The organism is Desulfitobacterium hafniense DCB-2, assembly GCF_000021925.1.
GTDB lineage: Bacteria > Bacillota > Desulfitobacteriia > Desulfitobacteriales > Desulfitobacteriaceae > Desulfitobacterium > Desulfitobacterium hafniense.
On the sequence record NC_011830.1, the window covers coordinates 2,467,406 to 2,488,939 of the forward strand.

Sequence of the window (21,534 nt, forward strand, 5' to 3'; positions counted from 1 at the left end):
TACCCTCCCAGGATTAGTTTGATAGTTATCTTTCGTTTAATTTTTAAAAGGTGAGCAGGGTTAAGAAATACCCCATCATCCCTGTAGCCATTAATACTCCCACCAGGACTAAAAGTCCTCCTGAGATAAGATTAATAATTCGGTAGTTCCTCTTAATAAAGTCTAAGGTTGATTTCAGGCGTTCAATGAGCAGAGCGCTGGCCACGAAGGGAATTCCTAATCCTAAGGAAAAACACAGCAGCATGAATATCCCCTTGAGGCTTTCCCCTTCGCTGGCAGCGAGCATTAAGGCGGAGCCTAAAAATGCTCCCACACAGGGAGTCCAGCCAATGGAGAAAATGATGCCGAACAGCAAAGAGGAGAAAAAGCCTAAGTTTACTACCTTCATATTGACTTGCCGGTTGGTATTGAGGAAGGGAATGCGGATCACTCCCATAAAATTCAGGCCAAATAACACCACGATAAGCCCTGTAACAAGATTTATCACTTGATTGTAGTCGCGCAAAAAACTGCCCACAGTACCGGCAAAAGCTCCCAAAGCAACAAAAACCAGAGTGAATCCGAGGACAAAGCCAAGAGCATTGGTCAGGGTTCTTATTTTTTTATCATTGGCCCCCTGTCCGGCAAAATAGGAAATATAAATGGGCAACATGGGAAGCAGGCAAGGAGAGATAAAGGTAATGACTCCCTCCAGGAACAACAAAAGATACTGCACGTGATCATCCTTTCCAAAAATAATATTTCAAGACTTAAAAGTATGGGTTCAGCTCTAAAAGCATAGTCAAGACCCAAAGGTATCTAAAAGTGAAAACTGAATTGAGTTCCTTGACCGGGTTGGCTGTCCACAGTGATCTGAATCCTGTGCCGGTGGGCGATTTGTTTGGCAATAGCCAATCCCAGGCCGGTTCCCGTTTTGTTTTCCACAGCTGAGGATTTATAAAAACGGTCAAAGATATGGGGTAAATTCTCGGGAGGGATACCGGGTCCTTTGTCCCGGATGGCTACCGTATTATTGGCAAAAGTGATCCATACCTCCTCTTCAGCTGGAGAGAACTTGATGGCGTTATCCAGGATAATCAGGAACATTTGCCGGAGGCGCACATAATCGCCCTGGATAGAACAGAGAGGAGCTTCCGGCTCGATGTCTGTTTTTAACAGGATCCCTTTGCCGCAGGCGATATTCTGAGCACTGCGGAGGACATCCCTGAGCAAATCCCCAAGGCTGGTGTTTTCCATTTCTATCTTAAAATCGGGATTTTGCAAACGGGTTAAATCCATAAGATCGTTGACCAAGTGCTGCAAAAAGATGCTTTCCTTGAGCATCTGCCGATGGTAGGCCTTGATCTGATCCGGCTCGCTGATGACTTCGTCACAGAGGGCTTCCAAAGAACCCCGAATGACGGTTACAGGGGTCCGGAGCTCGTGGGAGATATTGGCGATGAAATCGCGGCGCTGCTGTTCCAAACGGTCACTTTCATGACTGGCTGACTCCAGGCGTTCACTGAGAATATCGATGGCCGAAGCCAGTTCTCCGATTTCATCTTCTTGCTGAACCCCGGTCTTGGCCAGGTAATCTCCCTTAGCCAGTTGGAGGGTGGAGTTTTTCATGCGGTTCAAAGGTTTGGTAAAAGTATATGCCAGGACAATGGAAAGGAGAAGGGATAAGAGGAGAGCGACGGTGATACTCATGGCCAGAATCCCTGCCCCCTGCTGCAGCGCTTCCTTGGTTCCCTGGATAGGGGAATGGAGAAGCAAGGCACCGACCACTTTTTCCCCGGCTTTGATGGGGGCTCCCACAGTCAAGGTCGGGGTATTGAGAAGGGAACTGAAGCCTTCGCTGAATGTGGTGTTGCCCTGAAACACTTCTTTGACGACCTGGTCGGCGTCCGCCGGTAAATCGGCATAGTTGATCTGGCGGTTGGTCATATGGCCAATGGTCATCAGTTGGAGGGTTTCATCCACGAGCCAGACATCGGCCATAGCGATTTCGTCAAGGAATTGGAGGTAAGAGCTGTATCCTCCCATGCCGTACATCATGCCGCCCATACCACCCATGCCCATACCGTGCATCATGCCCCCCATACGGTTTGCGCTGTTCATGCCGTTTGTTCCTCCGGCTTCGTTGCCTTGGGTAGCGGCGGCATTGGAGTTGCTGATTAAGGTTGAGAGTGTTCCGGCAATAGAGGTTGCCCGTTTTTCCATGTCAACCTTGTGCAGCTGAACCGTCTGATTCTTGAACAGGGTCATAAACACACTGCCGATAATAAGGGAGAACAAGAGCAGACTCAGGGAAAAATACAGGGTGAGTTTAAGGGCGATTTTATTCTTCATTGGTTTTCTCCCCGAATTTATAGCCTACACCCCAAATGGTCTTAATCTCCCATTGTTCATGGGGGAAGGAATCCAGTTTGGAACGCAAACGTTTAATATGGGAATCCACGGTACGGATATCGCCAAAGTAATCATAGCCCCATACGCTGTTGAGCAGATTATCCCGGGAGAACACTCTGTTGTGATTCGTTGCCAGAGTCCAGAGGATTTCGATCTCTTTCTTGGTTAAGGAGACCGGGCATTGATCAATGGTCACAAGATAGTCATCCAGATTGATCATCAGGTTAGCATAAGACAGGATTTGTTTTTTCTCCTCGTCGTTTTGACTGATTCTGCGCAGAATGGCGCGGATTCTCGCCATCACTTCGCCGGGGGAAAAGGGCTTGACGATATAATCATCCGCCCCGATATCCAGCCCCATGATCCTTTCAAAATCCTCCCCCCGAGCAGTAATCATGATGATGGGGACGTTGGAAGTTTTACGAATTTCCCGGCAGACTTCAAAACCATCAACTTTAGGCATCATTACATCCAATAAGACCAGATCGGGTTGAAGCTGCTGAAAAAGTTCCAGAGCTGCGCAGCCATCCCAGGCTATATGAGGCTGATAGCCTTCTTTTTTCGCATATTCTTCTAAGATCGATGTAATTTGTTTATTATCATCGGCAATCAATAGAGTTAACATAACATTCTCTCCCTAGTATTCTTTAGCCTATTTTACCATAGTATTGCAAAAACTCGTGTGACAAAAATACAATGGTTTTAACTCGGAAAAGACATAGTTCTGTCATACTTTTTGATTACTCTATAAGCAAAGGTTCAGTATTAAAAAAACAGGAGGTATGACTATGAAAAAGTTCAAAAAAGCAATCTTGATTGGAGCCATTGTGCTCGGAGTAGGGGCATCTTCCTCAACGGTCCTGGCTGCCTCTGCCTATAACAACCCTGTGGAGGCTTTAGCCGGAATCACTGGAAAAACAGTGGAAAGTGTCCTGACTGAACAATATGAAACAGGCAAAAGCTTAGGCGTCATGGCCAATGAGGCCGGAAAACTGGATGAATTCCAAAAAGAGCTTCTGGAAATGAGAAAAGATGCTTTGGCGCAAAGAGTTGAATCCGGGAATTTGACGCAGCAGCAAGCCGATCAGATGATCACAGCCATGGAAGAGAATCAGGCTTATTGCTATGGGGATGGCTATGGCCGGGGACGGGGAATGATGGGAGCCGGCAATGGCGGTATGCTTGGCCGTGGTCAAGGCGGCTGCGGCGGCTTTGGCTACAATCAAGCCCGCTAGTCATTTCGGGAAGGCACATTATACAGGCAGGCTGTAAGGGCATAGGTCCTTACAGCCTGCTTTAATTTAATGTAACATTTGCCGAGCCCAGGAGCGGATCAGATATCTTCAATCTGCCAATCAATAGGTTCTTTACCCTGGGACACTAAAAAATTATTGGCTTTGGAGAAAGGCTTGCTGCCAAAAAATCCGGCATGGGCGGAAAGTGGGCTGGGATGTACAGATTTTATGATGAAATGCTGAGAGCCGATGATACTTTGTTTAGCCTGGGCATTTTTCCCCCAAAGGATAAACACCACAGGGTCCTGGCGCTGACTCAGGGCCGCGATCACTTTATCTGTAAATTGATGCCAGCCGATCTGAGCATGGGAGTTGGCTTGACCGGCGCGAACCGTCAGAGAGGTGTTCAGGAGCAAAACACCCTGCTCTGCCCATTTCTTGAGGTAGCCATGGTTGGGGATTCGGCAGCCCAGGTCACTCTGCAATTCTTTAAAGATATTCTGTAAAGAAGGTGGAGCAGGTACACCGGGTTTGACAGAAAAGCTCAGGCCATGGGCTTGGTTCGGGCCATGGTAGGGGTCTTGCCCAAGAATGACCACTTTGACATCTTGATAAGAAGTAAAATGTAGTGCGTTAAAAATATCATACATATCAGGATAGATGGTTCGTGTCCGGTATTCTTGTATTAAATGCTTTCTCAGTTGTTGATAATATTCCTGTTCAAACTCATCCTTTAATAATTCATGCCAATCATTTTTTAATATTTGCATCTTTATCACCCTTGTTTATTATACCATAGCCTAGGATACGATTGTTTTATGGTTTTTTGTTAAATTTGTTCGAAAAGCTAATTGAGTATAGTCTGAAAATAGTGTATAAATAACCAGTAGCGTTGCATAAAGCTAACAACAAAAATGTCAAAGCTCAAATTTAGCTAAATTTAAGCAAATAGACCCGAAATCAGCGTATATTCCTGATTATCACTGTAAATACACATAAAAAATCCTTATAATAAGAGATAGGGTAGTCCTTGCCCAAATCTCAAATTATAAGGAGATTTAAAATGCAGGACAAGGATACTACGCATTCCACATTTATGCAAGCCTTTCAGCCGCTTTTTTCAAAAGATTTATGGAAAGATATCCATCAGCAGGTCCCAGACCTCGATCGCAGGACCCAAAAACTAAAGACAAATCAACTCACTCTCCTCATTAGTAACGCACAACTTCAAGAATACAGAGCTTTACGAAAGATCAGTACGAGCGTTCTAAGTGACAATCTTGGTCAAGCCATCGGTTTAAAGAGCATTAGTCACAGTCAGATTTCTCGAAGGTTAAAGACTTTGCCTACTAAGGTTTCGGAAATGCTCTTTAGGCGCACTTTACACAAAGTAGCTCAAAAGCAAGGGTATGGGAAGATTCGGCAGCAACTCGGTAAATTGTACATGATTGACGCATCGACTATCAGCCTATGCCTTTCCCGTTATCCCTGGGCCGTGTTCAGAAAGAGCAAAGCCGGTGTAAAAATACATCTACGCTTAAGCTTTGATGGAATAGCTCTACCCGATGAAGTGGTCATTACCCCAGCCAAAATAGCCGATCGCAAGAAGCTGGATGAACTTATTGTTGAAGATAAGGATGCCCTCAATATTTTTGATCGAGGTTATGTGGACTACGAGCTATTTGATGATTACTGCGAAAAAGGGATACGCTTTGTTACTCGTCTCAAAAACAACGCAATCATGGAGTTTACAGGCGTTGAGCGTCCCGTAGAAGAAGATGGGATTATCGAGGAAGACGTGGATATCATCCTAGGAACAGGTTCCCGAAAAATGAAGCATACCCTCCGGGAAGTGACCATAGATGATACCATCAACGAACCCTTTACGATCTTGACCAATGATTTTGAACTAAGTGCCGAAGAACTGGGTGAGATCTATCGTTATCGCTGGCAGATTGAATTGTTCTTTAAATGGCTCAAGCAGCACGCTCAAATTAAACACTTTTACGGTACAAGCGAAACCGCAGTAACCAACCAAATTCTATTAGCACTGATGACTTATTGTTCTTTAATGCTGCTTAAACTTGAAGTGGAATATCCAAGAGACTTGCTCACCTTGCAAAGACTACTGATTACCTGTCTCTTTGAGAGCTATGAGGAGTTTTTAGAAAAACTCCGACGACGAAGAAGGAAAGCTGCCAAAAGGATTAACCATGAAAAGATCTACCAAATGACAGAGCATTACATCATCACTGAGGAAGACACAGGATGGTTAAATGACTTGATATATGACCCTGTGATTCTGTGAGATAATATGTGTAAAAATGTGGAAAAGGGCTATCTGTTGCCTGGTCTTTCTTTGGACTGAGGGGAGTAAACTCGGATGGTTGTATACACCAATTATGATAAATAATTGAAGGAGACCTGAGGCGAATTTTCCCTTGACAGTAACCATCTTAATTTAATGCAACGCTACTGATAAATAACTAAGAGGAGGCATGCGGATGGGAATTATTAGCACTCATAACTTAATGAAAAAGCTCCTTATCATCCTGATTGCCTTGATAATTTTATTTATTGGGCAAAAGCCATTATTAATTCAAGCACAAACGAACCAGCGGGTCTTATTCATTAGTTCCTACTCGGAAAGCTTTGCAACCGTACCGGAGCAAATCGCCGGGATTCACCAGGCTTTGGATCCGCATAATATTCTGCTGGATATCGAATACATGGATACCAAACGGTTTGATACTCAGGAAAATATCGATAATTTCTTTACTGCTCTGCGCTACAAACTGGATAACCTTCAACCTTATGATGCTATCATTGTAGGGGATGATCGAGCTCTTGATTTTGCTATGGCCTATCAGAAGGAGCTTTTTGACGAGCTCCCTATTGTTTTTTTAGGTATTAATGATGTGAACCGGGCGGAAGAGGCAGCCTGCAATCCTTACATGACCGGTATTGTGGAAAGTGTCCCCATTAAGGAGAACATAGAGCTGGCTCTGAAATTCAATTCCAATGTCCAGCGGGTTGTCGGCCTGGTGGAAGGCAGCATCACCGGCAGGGGAGAGAAGGATCAATTTTATGGAGCGGTAGGGTTTTATCCCAGTCTGCGTTTTGAAGATATTAGTATTTCTGAACATACCACTGAGGAAATGGCCGATATCCTGCAGGAGATCCAGGATGATACTATTATCTTATTTTTAGGCAGTATGTATAAAGACCAGGCAGGGCTTGATCTTACCATTGATGAAGCGGCAGCCTTTATCAGTGCCAATACCCAGGTTCCGGTGTATCGGGCGACCAGCGGCGGGGTGGGTCAAGGGTTTTTGGGAGGGGTTCAGGTATCCTACCGGGAGACCGGGAAGAGAGCCGGAGGAATGGTTTTTCAGCTGCTGCAGGGAACTCCTGTCCAGGACCTGCCCATGATGAACGAGAGCCCTTATTATACGATCTTTGATTATCAAATGGTCCAGCATTTTGATATTCCGGAAAGTCTGCTCCCTCATGACGCCCTTTTGCTCAATAAAAAGAGCAGCTATTTTGAACAGAACATGAAGCTGCTTTTGGGTGTATTTGCAGCTTTGTTTATTATGTTAATCATCAGCACCTTGATGGGGATGGATAGTCTTAAACACCGTACCATGCAGCGGAAATTAAGGGAGAGCAATGAAGAACTCTCAGCCACTTATGAAGAATTGGCAGCTACTGAAGAAGAACTTCGCCATCAATACCGGCTTATTGAAGAGAACGTCCGGAGAATTGAACTTCTCAATCAAAAATATGAGCATGCTATTAACAGTACCAATAGCGTCGTCTGGGAGCTTAATCTGAGCAATCGGAGCATCTATTTCTCCCGGAACTTTGAAAACTGGCTTTCCCGTCCATTTCCGTGGCATGAGCCGGTTGATCAGCTTATGGACAAATACCTTAATGAAAAGATTGTCCAATTGCTTAATGAAGAAATTGCCGCTTATTTGAACGGGGAAAAGAGTGAGATCAAGGTTGAGTTTCCGGTGAAGTCCAGTGCCAAGCCATCCCGGTGGATCAAAGCACAGGGGAAAGCCATCCGGGGAAGCAGCGAAGAAGAGATCTTTCTTTACGGAATTATGACGGATGTGACGGACCAGAAGCTGCAAGAGGAGTATATTGATCACCTTGCTCATTATGATTATTTAACCAATCTGCCTAACCGCATCTCCTTTATGGAAAAACTTCAGGAAGAGATTGAAAAAGCACTGCCTTTATATATTCTCTTGATGGATATTGATAATTTCAAGGAAATTAATGATACCCTGGGCCATGTTTGGGGAGATAAGGTCCTGAAAGCAGTGGCTCAAAAGCTGTTGGATCATGCCTGCCCCAATATGTTCATCTCCCGGTTCGGCGGCGATGAATTTCTTATCCTGATGACGGATCGGGATAGCTGTGATATAGAGGAATGCATCAAACAGATTCGGATCATGTTCTCCCAGCCCATTTCCATTGAACGCAATGAGTTTACCCTTAAGTTCAGCATGGGGATCACCCGTTATCCCGAGGACAGTACAGATATCGACCAGTTGATTATGAATGCGGATACTGCTTTATATCAAGTCAAGCGCAGCGGCAAAAACCATCACCTTCTCTACAATAAAGAGATGCAGCAGGAACTCCGCAATAAGGCGGTTACGGAAGGAATTATTCGGAAAGCGGTACAGGAAGACGGATTCTATCTGGTTTATCAGCCCCAAGTCAACGTAAAAACAGGCGAAATAGAGAGCTTTGAGGCTTTGGTGCGCCTGAAGCATCACCCTATTTCTCCTGATGTGTTTATTCGTATTGCCGAGGAATCGGATCTAATCTATCAAATCGGCAGAGTTGTGACCAAAGAGGCCATTCGTCAGGCAGCAGCCTGGCGGGACAAAGGATATCCCCGTAAGTCTATTTCCATCAATTTTTCCAGCAAGCAGATCCGGGACAGGGATTATTTGCAATTCCTCGTGGATACCTTGGCGGAGTATGAGATGGATCCTCAGTGTTTAGAAATTGAAATTACGGAGAGTATTTTACTGGAAGAAACTCATCTTACCCTGGAGCTGCTGGAAAAGATCAAGGAATTAGGCATAAAAATAGCCTTGGACGACTTTGGCACAGGGTTCTCCTCACTTAACTACCTGACCTATATACCGGTGGATAAAGTGAAATTGGATAAGTCTCTCTGTGATAAGTTTTTAAGCCCTGACAATATCAAGGTCATCGAGAGCATCATTTCCCTGGCCCACAGCCTTAACCTGGTGATCACTGCTGAAGGGATTGAAGAGCAATGGCAGTATGAGCAATTAAAGTTAAGCGGCTGTAACAGCATCCAAGGGTATTTGTTCAGCAAACCATTAGTAGCGGAAGAAGCAGAAAAAATCTATGAGAAAAACTTTCTGGATTCGTTTTAAGCCATAATTCCGCATACTCACTCCTTTTCCGGCTATACTAGCGAAAAGGAGTGTGACCTGCATGAATGGAAATGCCGAGCTGTTAAATTTCGTCTATCAGAACTCCCAGATGGGTGTGGCAACCCTTAATCAGTTGATTGAAATTGTGGAAGATGGTGAGTTTAAGAACCATCTGAAATCTCAATATAAGGAATATCAGGAAATCCATAGGGCAGCCGAAGCGATGCTGAATGAGAAGGGCTTTGATGAAAAGGGTATCGGCACCTTGGAGAAAATACGTACCTACCTGATGATCAGCTATGAGACCCTAACGGATAAAAGCCCCTCACATATGGCTGAAATGCTGGTTATCGGCAGCACTATGGGCGTAATCAATGCCATAAAGAAGATCAAAAACTATCAGGGAGCTGAACCCCATATCCTCAAGCTTATGGAACGGCTCTTGCGCTTTGAAGAAAACAATGTTCAGGAATTGAAAGCTTATCTGTAAATCTTCAATAAGATGGGATTAGCCCCAGAGACCTTTGAGTTGATACAAAGGGGCTGGGGCATTTCTTAGTAATTCCCTAAGCGGATTCTCCAGGATTTAAATTAGAATTTGCCGGGTAGTTAAACTGAGGATTATTCATATTTGTGGAGGTTGAGTTTATGGATGATTTCACAAGAGAGGATAGGGAAGAAGCACTCCGAGCCATAGCCTCAATGATTAACAGGACTGAGAAAGCAAAAGAGAAATTTGCCCAAGGTATTTCTCAGCATACGTTACAAATGAATAGGCTTAAAGCACTTCATATAGCTTCATCATTAATATCAAAAGGATTAACAAAGAGTGACGCTGTGGAGTGTTATACCGAAGAAGATTTGAAAAATGCCCTTGCACCAATCACTTCTCTGATTAGCAAATCTGAGAAAGCACGGGTAAAATTAGCTCAAGGCACTTGGCAGCATACGATGCTTAGTAATAATCTCAAAGCACTCCATATAGCTTTGCCATTGTTAACGAAGGCATTGCATGAGGTTAGTCAATGAAAGATGTCACAGCTGCAATCATCATTAAAGGTCAAAACATCCTGATTGCCCGCAGAGCTCCCGGTGAACAGCATGGGGGAAGTTGGGAATTCCCTGGCGGCAAAGTGGAACCGGGGGAGACCCCTGAAGCCTGTTTAAAACGTGAGCTTGGGGAAGAGTTTGGGATAGAGGCTGAAGTTCAGGAGTATATCAGTTCAAGCCTTTATGAGTATCCCCAGGGCTCAATTCGTCTGTTGGCCTATCAGGTCAAGATCCGTCAGGGGGAGATTCAGCTGCGGGTCCACGATCGATATGAATGGGTCGGTGTGACTCAATTGCTGAATTATGAGCTGCTTCCCGCCGATGTGCCCATAGCACACTATTTGCCTCAATGGATGTGCCCGTGATGTATATCCGGGGTGTGATGATGGCTATGAGCCAGTGGCATATGAGTGTGGACATGGCTGTGCTCTCCGGCAAAGGAATCGGAGTGGGAATGACTGTGATGAGGATCCTTATGGGAGTGGCGATGCTCATGAGTGATGGCGGGGTGCTCGTGGAGATGGGCATGATCCTCACTGGAGGCCAAATAAGCTCCGGCGATCATAATGCCTAAGGCGACGAGAAAAGAGGCATTGGGCATTTCCCTGAAAATCGCAAAAGATAAGCCCACCCCGATGAAAGGAGCCAGGGCATAATAGGCGCTGGTTCTTGCTGCACCCAATTCCCGCTGGGCCCGCACATAAAAGAAGATACTTAAGCCATAGGCTACAAAACCCAGCATAAGTGCCCCCAGGATATACCCGATACCGCTTAAGGTCTCTTTAAGGAACAGTGCCAGGAATAATGCCCCCAAGCCCGAGCCGAAGCCTTTGAGAATGACAATATCCATGGGGTCTTTGATGGCGAGTTTTCTTGTGCAATTGTTTTCGAAACCCCAGCAAATGCATGATAACAAAACGAAGAGTGAGCCTAAGGAGAAAGTAAAGCTGCTGAGGTCCTCCACAGAAAGGATAATGCTGGCCAAGGTGATTAAAGCCAGTGCGGCCCATAAGCGTTTGCCTATGGACTCCTGAAAAATAAGCAGGGCAATGAGGGAAGTGGCCACAATTTCGAAATTTCCTAAAAGAGAGGCATGAGCCGCCGAGCTCAAAGTTAAGCCCACCATTAAAAATACGGGCGCGGCAATATCCAGGATGATCATGGCTAAGACATAAGGAAAATCTTTCTGGGTGATGCGGGCCTCCTTAACCTCCGTTCCTTGGCGATGGTTAAATAAGCGAACAACACACATCCCCAGCCCCGCTCCCAGATAGAGAAGAGCAGCCATCATGGTGGGGGGGATTTTCGTCAGCAGGAGCTTGGATACAGGAGAACTGATCCCGAAAAGCAAGGCGGCAAGGATGGCAAAGAAAATGGCCGAAGTCTTTTTTGACGTCAATGAAGCACAACTCCTTTAAGCGATCACCTGTTCAGTATAATCTAATTATAGGCGGGGTGACCGAGACTTTTCAAGCCTTGAAAGACAGATACAAACCATGGATAAAAGTCATGGATAATAATAAAGCACGAGTCCCCCCTGGCGGGCGGCCCGTGCTTATTGGTAAAGCCGGATCCGGTTTAGTATTTAATAAATTTATCCCCGGGAACATTGCAGATGGAACATTTTTCGGGGATGTATTTTTCGATGTTGCCGCAGACGGGACAGAGATAATAGAATACCTCTTCCGTTGAGTCTAAATTCTCCAAAGCTTCTTTATAGAGCTTGGCATGGACTTCTTCTGCTTTCATAGCAAAAGTAAAGGTGGTTACAGCAGCTTTATTGCCTTCTGCTTCGGCAACTTTAATAAAATCAGGGTACATGCTTTCAAACTCATAGGTTTCACCGGCGATGCCATCTTTCAGATTATCCACGGTGGAGCCTACTTTACCGGCGAGCTCCAACTCTCTGTGGGCATGCAGGGTCTCAGCGTCGGCAGCTGCCTGAAAGAGTTTGGCGGCGTTGAGTTTACCCTCTTTTTCGGCCTTTTTGGCATAAGCCAGGTACTTACGATTGGCTTGTGATTCACCGGCAAAGGCATCCATAAGATGCTGTAATGTTTTTTGTTCACTCATTGTTGATCCTCCAATTCTTAATATAATTTAGAGAGTGCTTGATTTTCTCTAGTATAAACTAGATTCTACAATTTCATTAAATTTCCTCTAAAGAAATAGTTGATGAGTACATAATACAAATCGGTTCGGGTTGACAAGCTGTCTAATGTTATTGTAGACTGAAGATAAATTCATAGTGAACCTCACTTTGCAGGTGAGGTAGAGGTGCGATATTTAACAGTCCTTTTTGGAGCATGAGCAGCGAGGAAAACAAGGAGAAGGAAATATCGCCGAAGCTTTTAATACGCTCAGTATTATGGGCTGGGTCTGCAGTGAACAACTGCAGAACTGTCTCAATAGACGTCCCGGTTTATTGAGTTGTGCTATCTCGGCGGGGGAAAAGAGGGGTTTAGGAGCAATATGACTTTTGCGGCCTGAGTACCAACTCAGGTCTCATTTATTTTTCACAATTTTTAAATATTATGAAAAAGGTAAAGAGAAGAAGGAGAGGTTCCAATGAAAAGAAAATTATCAATAGTGATGGCAGGGTTGCTTTCTGTCATGCTGCTGGCCACAGGCTGCGGTTCAAGCGGCCAGGGCAATACCCAAACACCGGACGCAGGGAATGAAATCAATACCTTTAAAGTCGGCTTAGAGGCAGGTTATGCCCCCTTTAACTGGACGCAAATGAATGATTCCAACGGTGGTGTCAAAATTGATGGCGGTGCTGAATATGCTGGTGGCTACGATGTGGAGATTGCCAAGAAAATTGCCGCAGGATTAGGCAAAGAACTGGTCATTGTTAAAACCGAATGGGATGGTCTTGTTCCTGCTTTAACTTCCGGGAAAATCGATGCGATTATCGCCGGTATGTCCCCCACTGAAGAACGGAAAGCCACCATTGACTTCTCCGATATTTATTACCAATCCGATCTGGTGATCGTGGTCAAGAGCGGCAGCAAGTATGAAAACTCCACCTCTCTTAAAGACTTTAATGGGGCTAAAATTACGGCTCAGTTAAACACCTTCCACTATGGTGTTATTGACCAAATCCCAGGAGTTGCCAAACAGACCGCTATGGATAACTTCCCGGCTATGCGGGTCGCATTACAATCAGGCATGATTGACGGTTATGTTTCCGAACGTCCGGAAGGGGTCAGTGCCCAGGCGGCCAACAGTGATTTTAAAATGGTTGAATTAACCGATGGATTCAAAACTTCTCCTGAAGATACGGCCATTGCCGTAGGGGTGAAAAAAGGCAGCGAACTTACCGCCAAAATCAATGAGATCTTAAAAGGGATTCCTGAAGCAGAGCGTATCCAAATCATGGATAATGCGATTAAGAACCAACCGGCAGCTAACTAAGACGAATTAAAGGACATTTTGCTCCGCAGGGAATAATGTTTTATAAAACCGGCTACATTCAATGCAGTCGGTTTTGTCCTGTTTTTGAAAATGCCTCATCAACTATGGGGTTATAAATATTTTTGTAAGGAGGAAAATGATGAGCTTAGATTGGATCATACGCATTTTGACTGAAAACTGGCCCATGTTTCTGCGCGGAGCAGGGTTCACCCTTTTAATCTCCATCATCGGTACCATCATTGGCTCTCTCATCGGACTTATTATCGGTGTTATACGCACTATCCCCATGCCGGAACGGGGAATTAAACGCATTTTACTGAAAGTGGTCAATGCTCTTTTGGCAAGCTATATTGAGTTTTTCCGGGGAACCCCCATGATCGTTCAGGCTATGGTTATTTATTATGGGTCCGCCTTAGCTTTTGACATCCATATGAATCATATCTTTGCGGGAATTTTTATCGTTTCTATTAATACCGGGGCCTATATGGCCGAGATCGTCCGCGGCGGCATTATATCCATTGACAAAGGACAATTTGAAGCAGCCCATGCCATCGGCATGAACCATATCCAGACTATGTTCAATGTGGTATTGCCTCAGGTTATCCGCAATATTCTCCCGGCTACAGGCAATGAATTTGTGATCAATATTAAAGATACCTCTGTTCTCAATGTGATCTCCGTTACGGAACTGTATTTCCAAACCAAGTCCATCGCCGGGAATAACTTCCGCTACTTTGAAGCCTTCTTTGTGGCCTGTATCCTCTACTTCATTATGACCTTTACGGTAACGCGCATTCTTCGTTATATTGAAAGAAGGATGGATGGACCGGAAAGCTACACTATGAATCAAATGCAGGTGCAGACTGCCGAAAGTATGCTGCGCAGAACCAAGACCTGATGGACAAGATCCGATTGAGGAAGGAGGAACACACTTGGCAAAAGTCATTGAAGTTCAACATTTAAGCAAATCCTTTGGCCCTAATGAAGTCTTAAAGGATATCGATTTTTCCGTGCGCAAAGGAGAAGTGGTCTGTATTATCGGCTCGTCCGGATCCGGTAAATCCACCCTGCTCCGTTGCATTAACCTTTTGGAGAAACCCAGCGGCGGCCAGATCATCTATAAAGGGGAAAACATTCTCGATGATCAGCATGATGTCTATCAATACCGCCAAAAGCTGGGGATGGTCTTTCAGCAGTTCAATCTGTTCAATAACCATAATGTCCTGAACAATTGCATGGTAGGGCAAATCAAATTATTGAAGCGTTCCAAGGCCGAAGCTGAGGAAGTGGCTATGAAATACCTGAAAGTTGTAGGGATGGAGCAATACATCAATGCCAAGCCCAAGCAATTGTCGGGAGGGCAAAAACAACGGGTAGCCATTGCCCGGGCTCTGTCCATGGAACCGGATGTGATGCTCTTTGACGAGCCTACCTCCGCCCTGGATCCGGAGATGGTGGGAGAAGTGCTGAAGGTTATGAAAGAATTAGCTGAATCGGGACTGACCATGTTGGTAGTTACCCATGAAATGGGCTTTGCCAAAGAGGTTTCCGATCGGGTGGTCTTTATGGATAAAGGGGTGATCGCCGAGGAGGGTCCTCCGGAGGAGATCTTTAATAACCCCACACAGGAGCGGACCCGGGAGTTCTTAAAACGGACCTTGACTCCCCAAGTTTAAGACTAGATATGAAAGCACCCTCAAGACTTTACTGCCAAAGCTTGAGGGTGTTTTTTGCCCTAACGGTGCTCCAGATCCTCCAGGGCTATTTTAAACTGGGTCTCATAGAGCAATTTGTAGAGTCCGTCTTCTTTGAGCAGCTCCCAATGGGTCCCTTGTTGGACGATTTCCCCTTCTTGTAAGACGATAATGTCATTCACGGCCATAATCGTGGAGAGCCGATGGGCGATAATAACGCTGGTTCTGCCTTTAAGTATGGGTTCGATAGCTTCCTGGATCAGGGATTCGCTGAGGGAATCCAAAGAAGAGGTGGCTTCATCCATGATCAGCACTTTAGGGTCTTTGAGGAGAACCCGGGCGATGGCAAGGCGCTGCTTTTCACCGCCGGACAGTTTTAACCCCCGGTTGCCGACCAACGTGTCAAAACCGTCAGGCAGGGTACGGATAAAATCATAGATATTGGCTTCCCGACACACCCTGATCAAATCCTCTTCTTGGGCATGCTCATTGGCATAGTGGAGGTTCTCGCGAATGGTTCCGTTGAAGAGATAGGTGTCCTGAGCAACCATGCCGATATTTTGGCGCAGAAAGTTCAGGTCAAGGTCCCGAACATCCTGCCCATCCAGAAGGACCCTGCCCCCGGTCACATCATATAAACGGGGGATGAGGTTGATCAAGGTGGTTTTTCCTGTACCTGAAGGTCCCACAATAGCCACGGATTTCCCTTTTTCGATGGTCAGATTGATATTCTTCAGGACGGGTTTTCCCTCATAATGAAAAGAAACATGCTCAAAGACGATTGTTCCGGCACACTCCTTGGGGACAATAGCCTGGGGAGAGTTTTTAATTTCAACAGGGATATCAAAATACTCAAAGATTCTGGAAAAGAGAGCCAGGGAACGGATGATATCCACCTGAATGGTTAAAAGGACATTCACAGGAAGATAGAGACGTCCCAGCAAGGCGACGACCACGGTAATATCCCCTACAGTCAGGCCCGAGCCCATCTTGATCATGAGGAAGCCGCCGGCTAAGTAAATGATCATGGGGCCCATATTGGTGAAGGTATCAAAAATGACCCGGAACCAGCGGCCCACGAGAATTTCCCGGATGCTTAAACGGGTGATCTCCCGGTTGATCTTCTCAAATTTCGCATACTCCTTGCTCTCACGGGTAAATAATTTAACCAACAGTTGACCGCTGACACTTAAGGTTTCATTAAACAGTTGATTGGAGGCATCTGTTTGCTCCTGCTTAGCCATGGTCAGGGACCAGCGGCGATTGCCCACTTGATTAGTGGGGAGAATGAACAAAGGGACGATGATCATGCTAATCAAAGCCAGAAGCCAGTTCTTTTGGACAAGGGCAGCAAAAGTTGTCACGAGGATAATGGTATTGCTGACAAGTCTGGTTAAAGTACCCACAACGACGCTTTGCACGCCGTTAATATCCGTGGTCATGCGGGTAATGATATCTCCTTGATGATTGTTCGTGAAAAAACGGTGAGACATTTGCTGTAAATGGTCATACATCTGATTTTTCATATCGTAGATGATATGCTGAGCGACCCAGGTGGTCAGGTAGTTCTCCAGGACATTAATCAGGTTGGCGATGATCAAAACGATAAAAGAAAGCAGGATCAACTGGACCAGAAGGGGGAAGTCTCTGCCGAGCAGCCCGTCGTCAATAATACGTCCGGACAATAAAGGGGGAAGGAGCCCAAGAAGAGATGAAAGAATGATCGCCGCGAATACCAGGGCGAGTCGCGGCCAGTAGGGCAGGAGGTAGCTTAAAATCCGCCGCAGAAAGGCTTTGGTGACCTTGGGCTTATTTTGTTTTTCTTCTTCAGTTAGCGGAGAGCGGGTGCTTCGCACCTGGGGCCTGCCATACCGCATGAAATCCTCCTCCTTGTGTAATTACCATTATAGGGTATTATTATGTGGCTGTCACTTTGACTTAAAAGGGAATATTATGGAGCAGAGGGGAAAAACAGATTGAATATTGACGGATTGATGGTATAATATTGACGATATAAGGTTTCCATGGGGGAGTAGTCAGCATAGTTATGGCTATGTGGCAAGTCAACATAATGACCGCTTAGGTCTGGCTTGTCTTAAAAGACAAGACTCATGGGTAGTTCTTAAAGCTACCCGTGGGTCTTGTTTTAATTTCGGTGGATTTTTTAAGTAAAATTCGCGGCGATCCGGGGAACTATAAAATTAAGTTGAAGTAAGGAGTATGATAATGGGAAATCTGGAGTTATTCTTAATCGCTGTGGGGCTTTCTATGGATGCTTTCGCCGTGGCGATCAGCAAAGGTTTGTCCATGAGGCGGATGAGCTACAAGACAGCATTGATCACCGGGCTTTTTTTCGGGGGATTTCAGGCTTTAATGCCTCTGATCGGCTTTTTGCTGGGAACACGGTTTGAGTCTTATATTACGGCAATCGACCATTGGATTGCTTTTATTCTGCTTTCTCTCATTGGCCTGAACATGATTAAGGAATCCAGAGGCCCTTGTGAAATTATCGAAGATCGCTTTAATCTTAAGGACATGATCATTCTATCCTTAGCCACCAGCATTGACGCTCTGGCGGTTGGCATTACCTTTGCTTTTTTGCATGTGGATATCGTGCCTGCGGTGTCTATGATTGGGGTGACCACTTTCCTTTTTTCCTTCCTGGGGGTTAAGATCGGCAATGTTTTTGGAGAATGTTATAAGGCCAGAGCGGAGCTGGCCGGCGGGGTGATTCTGATTCTGATGGGGCTTAAGATCCTTTTGGAGCATCTGGGTTTCCTTGGTTAGTTGCTGTTTTTTAAAGTATATTTAAGTTGAATAGGATAGAATCATTAGAAAAAGACTCTGGCCGATCCCATGGAAAAAGGGAGGGGTATGATGAGATTATTATTAGCAGAGGATGAACTGGAACTGGCCAATGCTTTAACAGCCATTCTCAAACACAACAATTATTCTGTGGATGCGGTAGATAATGGGGCTGATGCTCTGGATTGGGCTTTGGCCGGGAACTATGACGGCATCCTTCTGGATATCATGATGCCGAAGATGAATGGTCTGGAGGTTCTCGCCAAGCTGCGGGAAAAAGGAATTTCCACCCCAATCTTAATGCTCACAGCTAAAGGGGAGATCGAGGACCGGATTGAAGGTTTGGATCATGGGGCAGATGATTACCTGACCAAGCCTTTTGCCATGGGGGAACTTTTAGCGCGGATTCGGGCCATCACCCGGCGCAAGACGGAATTTGCCCCCAATCTTCTCACCGTAGGCAATTTGCAGTTGGATCGGGCAAACTATGAATTATCCGGTGAGAAAGGTTCCATACGGTTAGGCAACAAAGAGTATCAGATGATGGAGATGATGATGAGCAGCCCCAACCGGCTGATCTCCACGGAACAGTTTATGGAACGAATCTGGGGCTATGATGCGGAAGCGGAAATCAATGTGGTATGGGTCTATATATCCTATCTGCGCAAAAAACTGACTGCCTTAGGATCCACTGTAACGATTAAAGCCTCCCGCGGTTTAGGGTATACCTTGGAGGACAGTCATGGTTAAAAATCTGCAAAAGCGCTTTATCGCCATTGCTATGCTTTCCTTATTGGTGGTCATGGTGGTTGTCCTCGGCTCCCTTAATCTGGTTAATGTCGGGCATGTTACGCAAAATGCCGATAATCTATTGGCAACCCTAGCCGAGAACGAGGGGCGGTTTCCTCCCTTGGGTCATGGGGAGCCGCCCCGCCGGGAACCCCGCAGCGGTTTTCGGATGACGGTGGAAACTCCCTTTGAAACCCGTTATTTCCTGATTCGGACCAATAAGGACCAGTCCATTACCGAGATCGACACCAGCCATATTGCCGGTGTTTCCTCCACTGAGGCCATGGACTATGCCCAAAAGCTGTTGAAGGAGGGACGGGTTAACGGTTATTTAGGGCAGTACCGCTACTTGATTGCCGAAAAAGATTATGGCAATTTGTTGATCCTTATGGATTGCAGCAGGCAGATCAATACCAGCAAAGATTTTCTCTGGAATTCTATAGGTATTGCGCTGATTAGCCTCTTGATCCTCTTTATTCTGGTCTCCGCCTTATCGAGACGGGCCATACGGCCGGTTATTGAAAATATGGAGAGGCAAAAGCAGTTCATCACCGATGCCGGTCATGAAATCAAGACGCCCTTGGCCATTATTGCCGCCAATAGTGAGGTTTTAGAGCTGACCAACGGCAAAAATGAGTGGACACAAAGCATTCAGCATCAGGTGAAACGGCTGGACGAACTGGTGAAGAATCTTCTCACCCTGGCCAAAATGGATGAAGGGAAAGTGGAGTTAATCTTCGAAAATTTGTCCTTCAGCGATCTCGTCGAGGAGACGGCCGGAAGTTTCACGGCTCTTGGGGAGAAAAAGGGACTGGAATTTGTGCTGGATATTCAGCCGGGTCTGCTGATTAAAGGAGAAGAGAGCAGCCTGCGTTATTTAGTGACCATCCTGGTGGATAATGGGGTAAAATATGCCGCTGAACATGGACAATTAAAAGTTTCTTTGAAGAAACGGGGTAAAACCACCTGCTTAGAAGTTTATAATACCTGTGATCCGTTGCCTGAAGGGGATCTTAACCGTCTTTTTGATCGCTTTGCCCGCGGTGAGACATCCCGTTCCCGGGAAAGCGGCGGTTACGGAATCGGGCTCTCCGTAGCTCAGGCTATTGTGACCGCTCACCAGGGCAGGATCACTGTCGAACGGCGGGAGCAGGGCATAAGTTTTATGGTAGTCATTTAAACTATCGATCAGAACTATCTGCCCATGGGTTCTGAAACAGGTAAGAAGAGTTGAAATTCGACACCAGTGTCGAATTTCATGTCAAGCTCTCCTTCTGCTGGGTTACCGGCAGAGGAGCGAGAGGTGTGGAATTGCTCAAGGAAAACATCAGATATATTTAGTTAAGGAAGCTAAAGGGTAAATTATATGTTATAATTAGCCAAATATATAGTATTCCCTTGGCCAAAATACTTAAATTGAGGTGATGATTTATGAGCCGAATAAAGGTTGGCGTCCTGGTGGGAAGCTTACGCAAGGATTCTTTTTGCCGGAAGCTGAGCAAGGCCCTTAAGGAAGTGGCCCCGCAATCCCTTGAACTGGAAAACGTGGAGATCGGTGAGCTGGCTCTCTATAACGAGGATCTTGACGAGCCGGGTAACCTTCCGGAAGCCTGGACTGTTTTTCGTGAAAAGATGAAAAGCTGCGATGCCTTTCTCTTTGTAAGTCCCGAGTATAACCGGTCGGTGCCTGGGGTGCTTAAGAATGCACTTGATGTAGGGTCCAGACCGCCCAGTAAGAGCGTGTGGGGAGGGAAACCCGGGGCGGTCCTGACGGCTTCGCCGGGTTCAATCGGCGGCTTTGGGGCGAACCATCACCTTCGCCAAACCCTCTCCTGCTTAAATGTGCCGACGATGCAGGCTCCGGAAGCTTATCTGGGCAATATCGCCACTGTTTTTGATGAAAACGGTAACCTTACCAATGAGCGGACCCGCGGGTTTTTACAGAAATTTATGGAGTCTTATGTCATTTGGGTGGACAAGAATAAGCTAACCTAAGCTAACTCATTGAACATGAACAGGAGGGATGGCAGTGAATGCTTTAGAATTTGCGATTAAAATGGAACTGGATGGAGAACGCTATTACCGGGAGCAAGCAGTGATCAATCAAGCCAACAGCTTGAGGGCGATTTTCTTAATGCTGGCCGATGATGAAAAAATGCATGCTCAGATCTTAGAGAAGAAGACCAAGAACCTGAACTATACCCTGGAACCGAATGAGACCCTGGCCACGGCCAAAAACGTTTTCAGTGATAAAGACAGGATTAAAAACGAGATTAAGGAAATTCCCAGTCAGATCGATGTCTATCGGGCCGCCCTGGACAATGAAAAAGAAAGCATCCTTCTCTATCAAAAATGCTCTTCTGAAGCAGCGGATGGGGAGACCAAAGCTTTGTTTGACTATCTGATTCTCCAGGAAAAGGAGCACTATGCCATTCTGGAACAATTAACCGCTTTGCTCAGCCGCTCGGAGGAGTGGGTGGAAGATGCCGAGTTTGGCCTCCGGGAAGACTATTAAGATAAGTTTATAATCGGAAGATAAGTGTATAAAAAGAACCACGAGGCTGTGCTCAGGACAGATTCGTGGTTCTTTTTATATAAAGGCAAAGTTTTGCTGAACTTCTATGAAGTGCGGAAGCTTTAAAGTGAGTTTAAGGTTCAGCAGATAAACTTTAATCATAGCGATTGTTAAGTCATCGTTAAGACATTGTAAAGTAAGGTTAA

21 protein-coding genes and 1 riboswitch are annotated in these 21,534 nt (G+C 45.7%); of the genes, 14 read left to right on the forward strand and 7 right to left on the reverse strand.

Translation table 11 applies throughout. The features are described 5' to 3' along the window. Positions 1-43: 43 nt before the first annotated feature. From DHAF_RS11335 to DHAF_RS11345, 3 genes are all read right to left on the reverse strand, one after another. Positions 44-715 carry a cytochrome c biogenesis CcdA family protein gene (locus tag DHAF_RS11335; protein ID WP_011459567.1) on the reverse strand — a complete coding sequence of 224 codons (672 nt, stop codon included), beginning with the start codon at positions 713-715 and terminating at the stop codon, positions 44-46. An 83-nt stretch (positions 716-798) separates the two neighbouring features. Continuing rightward, positions 799-2,331, reverse strand: coding sequence for a HAMP domain-containing sensor histidine kinase (locus tag DHAF_RS11340; RefSeq protein ID WP_015943962.1), 1,533 nt, complete (start codon positions 2,329-2,331; stop codon positions 799-801). Then, a complete protein-coding gene (locus tag DHAF_RS11345; RefSeq protein ID WP_011459569.1) occupies positions 2,321-3,016 on the reverse strand; it encodes a response regulator transcription factor in 696 nt (231 codons plus the stop codon). The genes DHAF_RS11340 and DHAF_RS11345 overlap by 11 nt, the downstream gene beginning before the upstream one ends. Before the next feature lie 157 nt (positions 3,017-3,173). Here DHAF_RS11345 and DHAF_RS11350 point away from each other — a divergent pair, with 157 nt between their 5' ends. After that, complete coding sequence (locus DHAF_RS11350) at positions 3,174-3,626, forward strand: DUF2680 domain-containing protein (RefSeq protein WP_005814486.1); 453 nt, start codon at positions 3,174-3,176, stop codon at positions 3,624-3,626. Between the two features lie 98 nt (positions 3,627-3,724). Here the strand turns inward: DHAF_RS11350 and DHAF_RS11355 are convergent, their stop codons facing one another. After that, complete coding sequence (locus tag DHAF_RS11355; protein WP_005814489.1) at positions 3,725-4,396, reverse strand: uracil-DNA glycosylase; 672 nt, start codon at positions 4,394-4,396, stop codon at positions 3,725-3,727. A 293-nt stretch (positions 4,397-4,689) separates the two neighbouring features. Between DHAF_RS11355 and DHAF_RS11360 the strand changes: the two genes are divergently transcribed. The 5 genes from DHAF_RS11360 (at position 4,690) to mutT (ending at position 10,473) form a co-directional block, all read left to right on the forward strand. Next, positions 4,690-5,934, forward strand: a complete 1,245-nt coding sequence (locus DHAF_RS11360) for an IS4-like element ISDha2 family transposase (protein WP_015943229.1) — start codon at positions 4,690-4,692, stop codon at positions 5,932-5,934. Between the two features lie 190 nt (positions 5,935-6,124). Next, positions 6,125-9,058 (forward strand): ABC transporter substrate binding protein, encoded by a 2,934-nt coding sequence (locus DHAF_RS11365; RefSeq protein ID WP_011459570.1) that lies wholly within the window; start codon positions 6,125-6,127, stop codon positions 9,056-9,058. A 61-nt stretch (positions 9,059-9,119) separates the two neighbouring features. Then, a complete protein-coding gene (locus DHAF_RS11370; RefSeq protein WP_015943965.1) occupies positions 9,120-9,548 on the forward strand; it encodes a hypothetical protein in 429 nt (142 codons plus the stop codon). A gap of 158 nt (positions 9,549-9,706) precedes the next feature. Next, entirely contained in the window at positions 9,707-10,087 is a 381-nt protein-coding gene (locus DHAF_RS11375; RefSeq protein ID WP_015943966.1) for a hypothetical protein, read from the forward strand. Next, positions 10,084-10,473, forward strand: coding sequence for an 8-oxo-dGTP diphosphatase MutT (gene mutT / locus DHAF_RS11380; RefSeq protein WP_011459573.1), 390 nt, complete (start codon positions 10,084-10,086; stop codon positions 10,471-10,473). Before DHAF_RS11375 ends, mutT begins: the two co-directional genes overlap by 4 nt. Here the strand turns inward: mutT and DHAF_RS11385 are convergent. Both DHAF_RS11385 and DHAF_RS11390 read right to left on the reverse strand, forming a co-directional pair. Continuing rightward, positions 10,455-11,507: a DMT family transporter gene (locus DHAF_RS11385; RefSeq protein ID WP_011459574.1), complete on the reverse strand. Its 1,053-nt coding sequence runs from the start codon at positions 11,505-11,507 to the stop codon at positions 10,455-10,457. The genes mutT and DHAF_RS11385 overlap by 19 nt on opposite strands. Before the next feature lie 179 nt (positions 11,508-11,686). Next, positions 11,687-12,181 carry a rubrerythrin family protein gene (locus tag DHAF_RS11390; protein WP_011459575.1) on the reverse strand — a complete coding sequence of 165 codons (495 nt, stop codon included), beginning with the start codon at positions 12,179-12,181 and terminating at the stop codon, positions 11,687-11,689. A 191-nt stretch (positions 12,182-12,372) separates the two neighbouring features. Continuing rightward, positions 12,373-12,554, forward strand: a riboswitch (Lysine riboswitch). Positions 12,555-12,676: 122 nt separating this feature from the next. On the opposite strand from DHAF_RS11390, the gene DHAF_RS11395 reads away from it, so the two are divergent. The 3 genes from DHAF_RS11395 (at position 12,677) to DHAF_RS11405 (ending at position 15,201) form a co-directional block, all read left to right on the forward strand. Next, positions 12,677-13,525, forward strand: a complete 849-nt coding sequence (locus DHAF_RS11395; RefSeq protein WP_005814503.1) for a transporter substrate-binding domain-containing protein — start codon at positions 12,677-12,679, stop codon at positions 13,523-13,525. A gap of 136 nt (positions 13,526-13,661) precedes the next feature. Beyond that, a complete protein-coding gene (locus DHAF_RS11400; RefSeq protein WP_011459576.1) occupies positions 13,662-14,423 on the forward strand; it encodes an amino acid ABC transporter permease in 762 nt (253 codons plus the stop codon). A gap of 34 nt (positions 14,424-14,457) precedes the next feature. Continuing rightward, positions 14,458-15,201, forward strand: a complete 744-nt coding sequence (locus DHAF_RS11405) for an amino acid ABC transporter ATP-binding protein (protein ID WP_011459577.1) — start codon at positions 14,458-14,460, stop codon at positions 15,199-15,201. Between the two features lie 59 nt (positions 15,202-15,260). Here the strand turns inward: DHAF_RS11405 and DHAF_RS11410 are convergent, their stop codons facing one another. Next, complete coding sequence (locus tag DHAF_RS11410) at positions 15,261-17,096, reverse strand: ABC transporter ATP-binding protein (RefSeq protein ID WP_005814508.1); 1,836 nt, start codon at positions 17,094-17,096, stop codon at positions 15,261-15,263. A 343-nt stretch (positions 17,097-17,439) separates the two neighbouring features. On the opposite strand from DHAF_RS11410, the gene DHAF_RS11415 reads away from it, so the two are divergent. From DHAF_RS11415 to DHAF_RS11435, 5 genes are all read left to right on the forward strand, one after another. Beyond that, a complete protein-coding gene (locus DHAF_RS11415) occupies positions 17,440-18,006 on the forward strand; it encodes a manganese efflux pump MntP (RefSeq protein ID WP_005814509.1) in 567 nt (188 codons plus the stop codon). Positions 18,007-18,096: 90 nt separating this feature from the next. Beyond that, positions 18,097-18,774 carry a response regulator transcription factor gene (locus DHAF_RS11420; RefSeq protein ID WP_015943969.1) on the forward strand — a complete coding sequence of 226 codons (678 nt, stop codon included), beginning with the start codon at positions 18,097-18,099 and terminating at the stop codon, positions 18,772-18,774. Next, complete coding sequence (locus DHAF_RS11425) at positions 18,767-19,993, forward strand: sensor histidine kinase (protein WP_005814514.1); 1,227 nt, start codon at positions 18,767-18,769, stop codon at positions 19,991-19,993. Before DHAF_RS11420 ends, DHAF_RS11425 begins: the two co-directional genes overlap by 8 nt. A 251-nt stretch (positions 19,994-20,244) precedes the next feature. Beyond that, positions 20,245-20,808, forward strand: coding sequence for an NADPH-dependent FMN reductase (locus DHAF_RS11430; protein WP_005814516.1), 564 nt, complete (start codon positions 20,245-20,247; stop codon positions 20,806-20,808). 34 nt (positions 20,809-20,842) lie between these two features. Continuing rightward, positions 20,843-21,328, forward strand: a complete 486-nt coding sequence (locus tag DHAF_RS11435) for a ferritin-like domain-containing protein (protein ID WP_011459578.1) — start codon at positions 20,843-20,845, stop codon at positions 21,326-21,328. Positions 21,329-21,534: the final 206 nt, after the last annotated feature.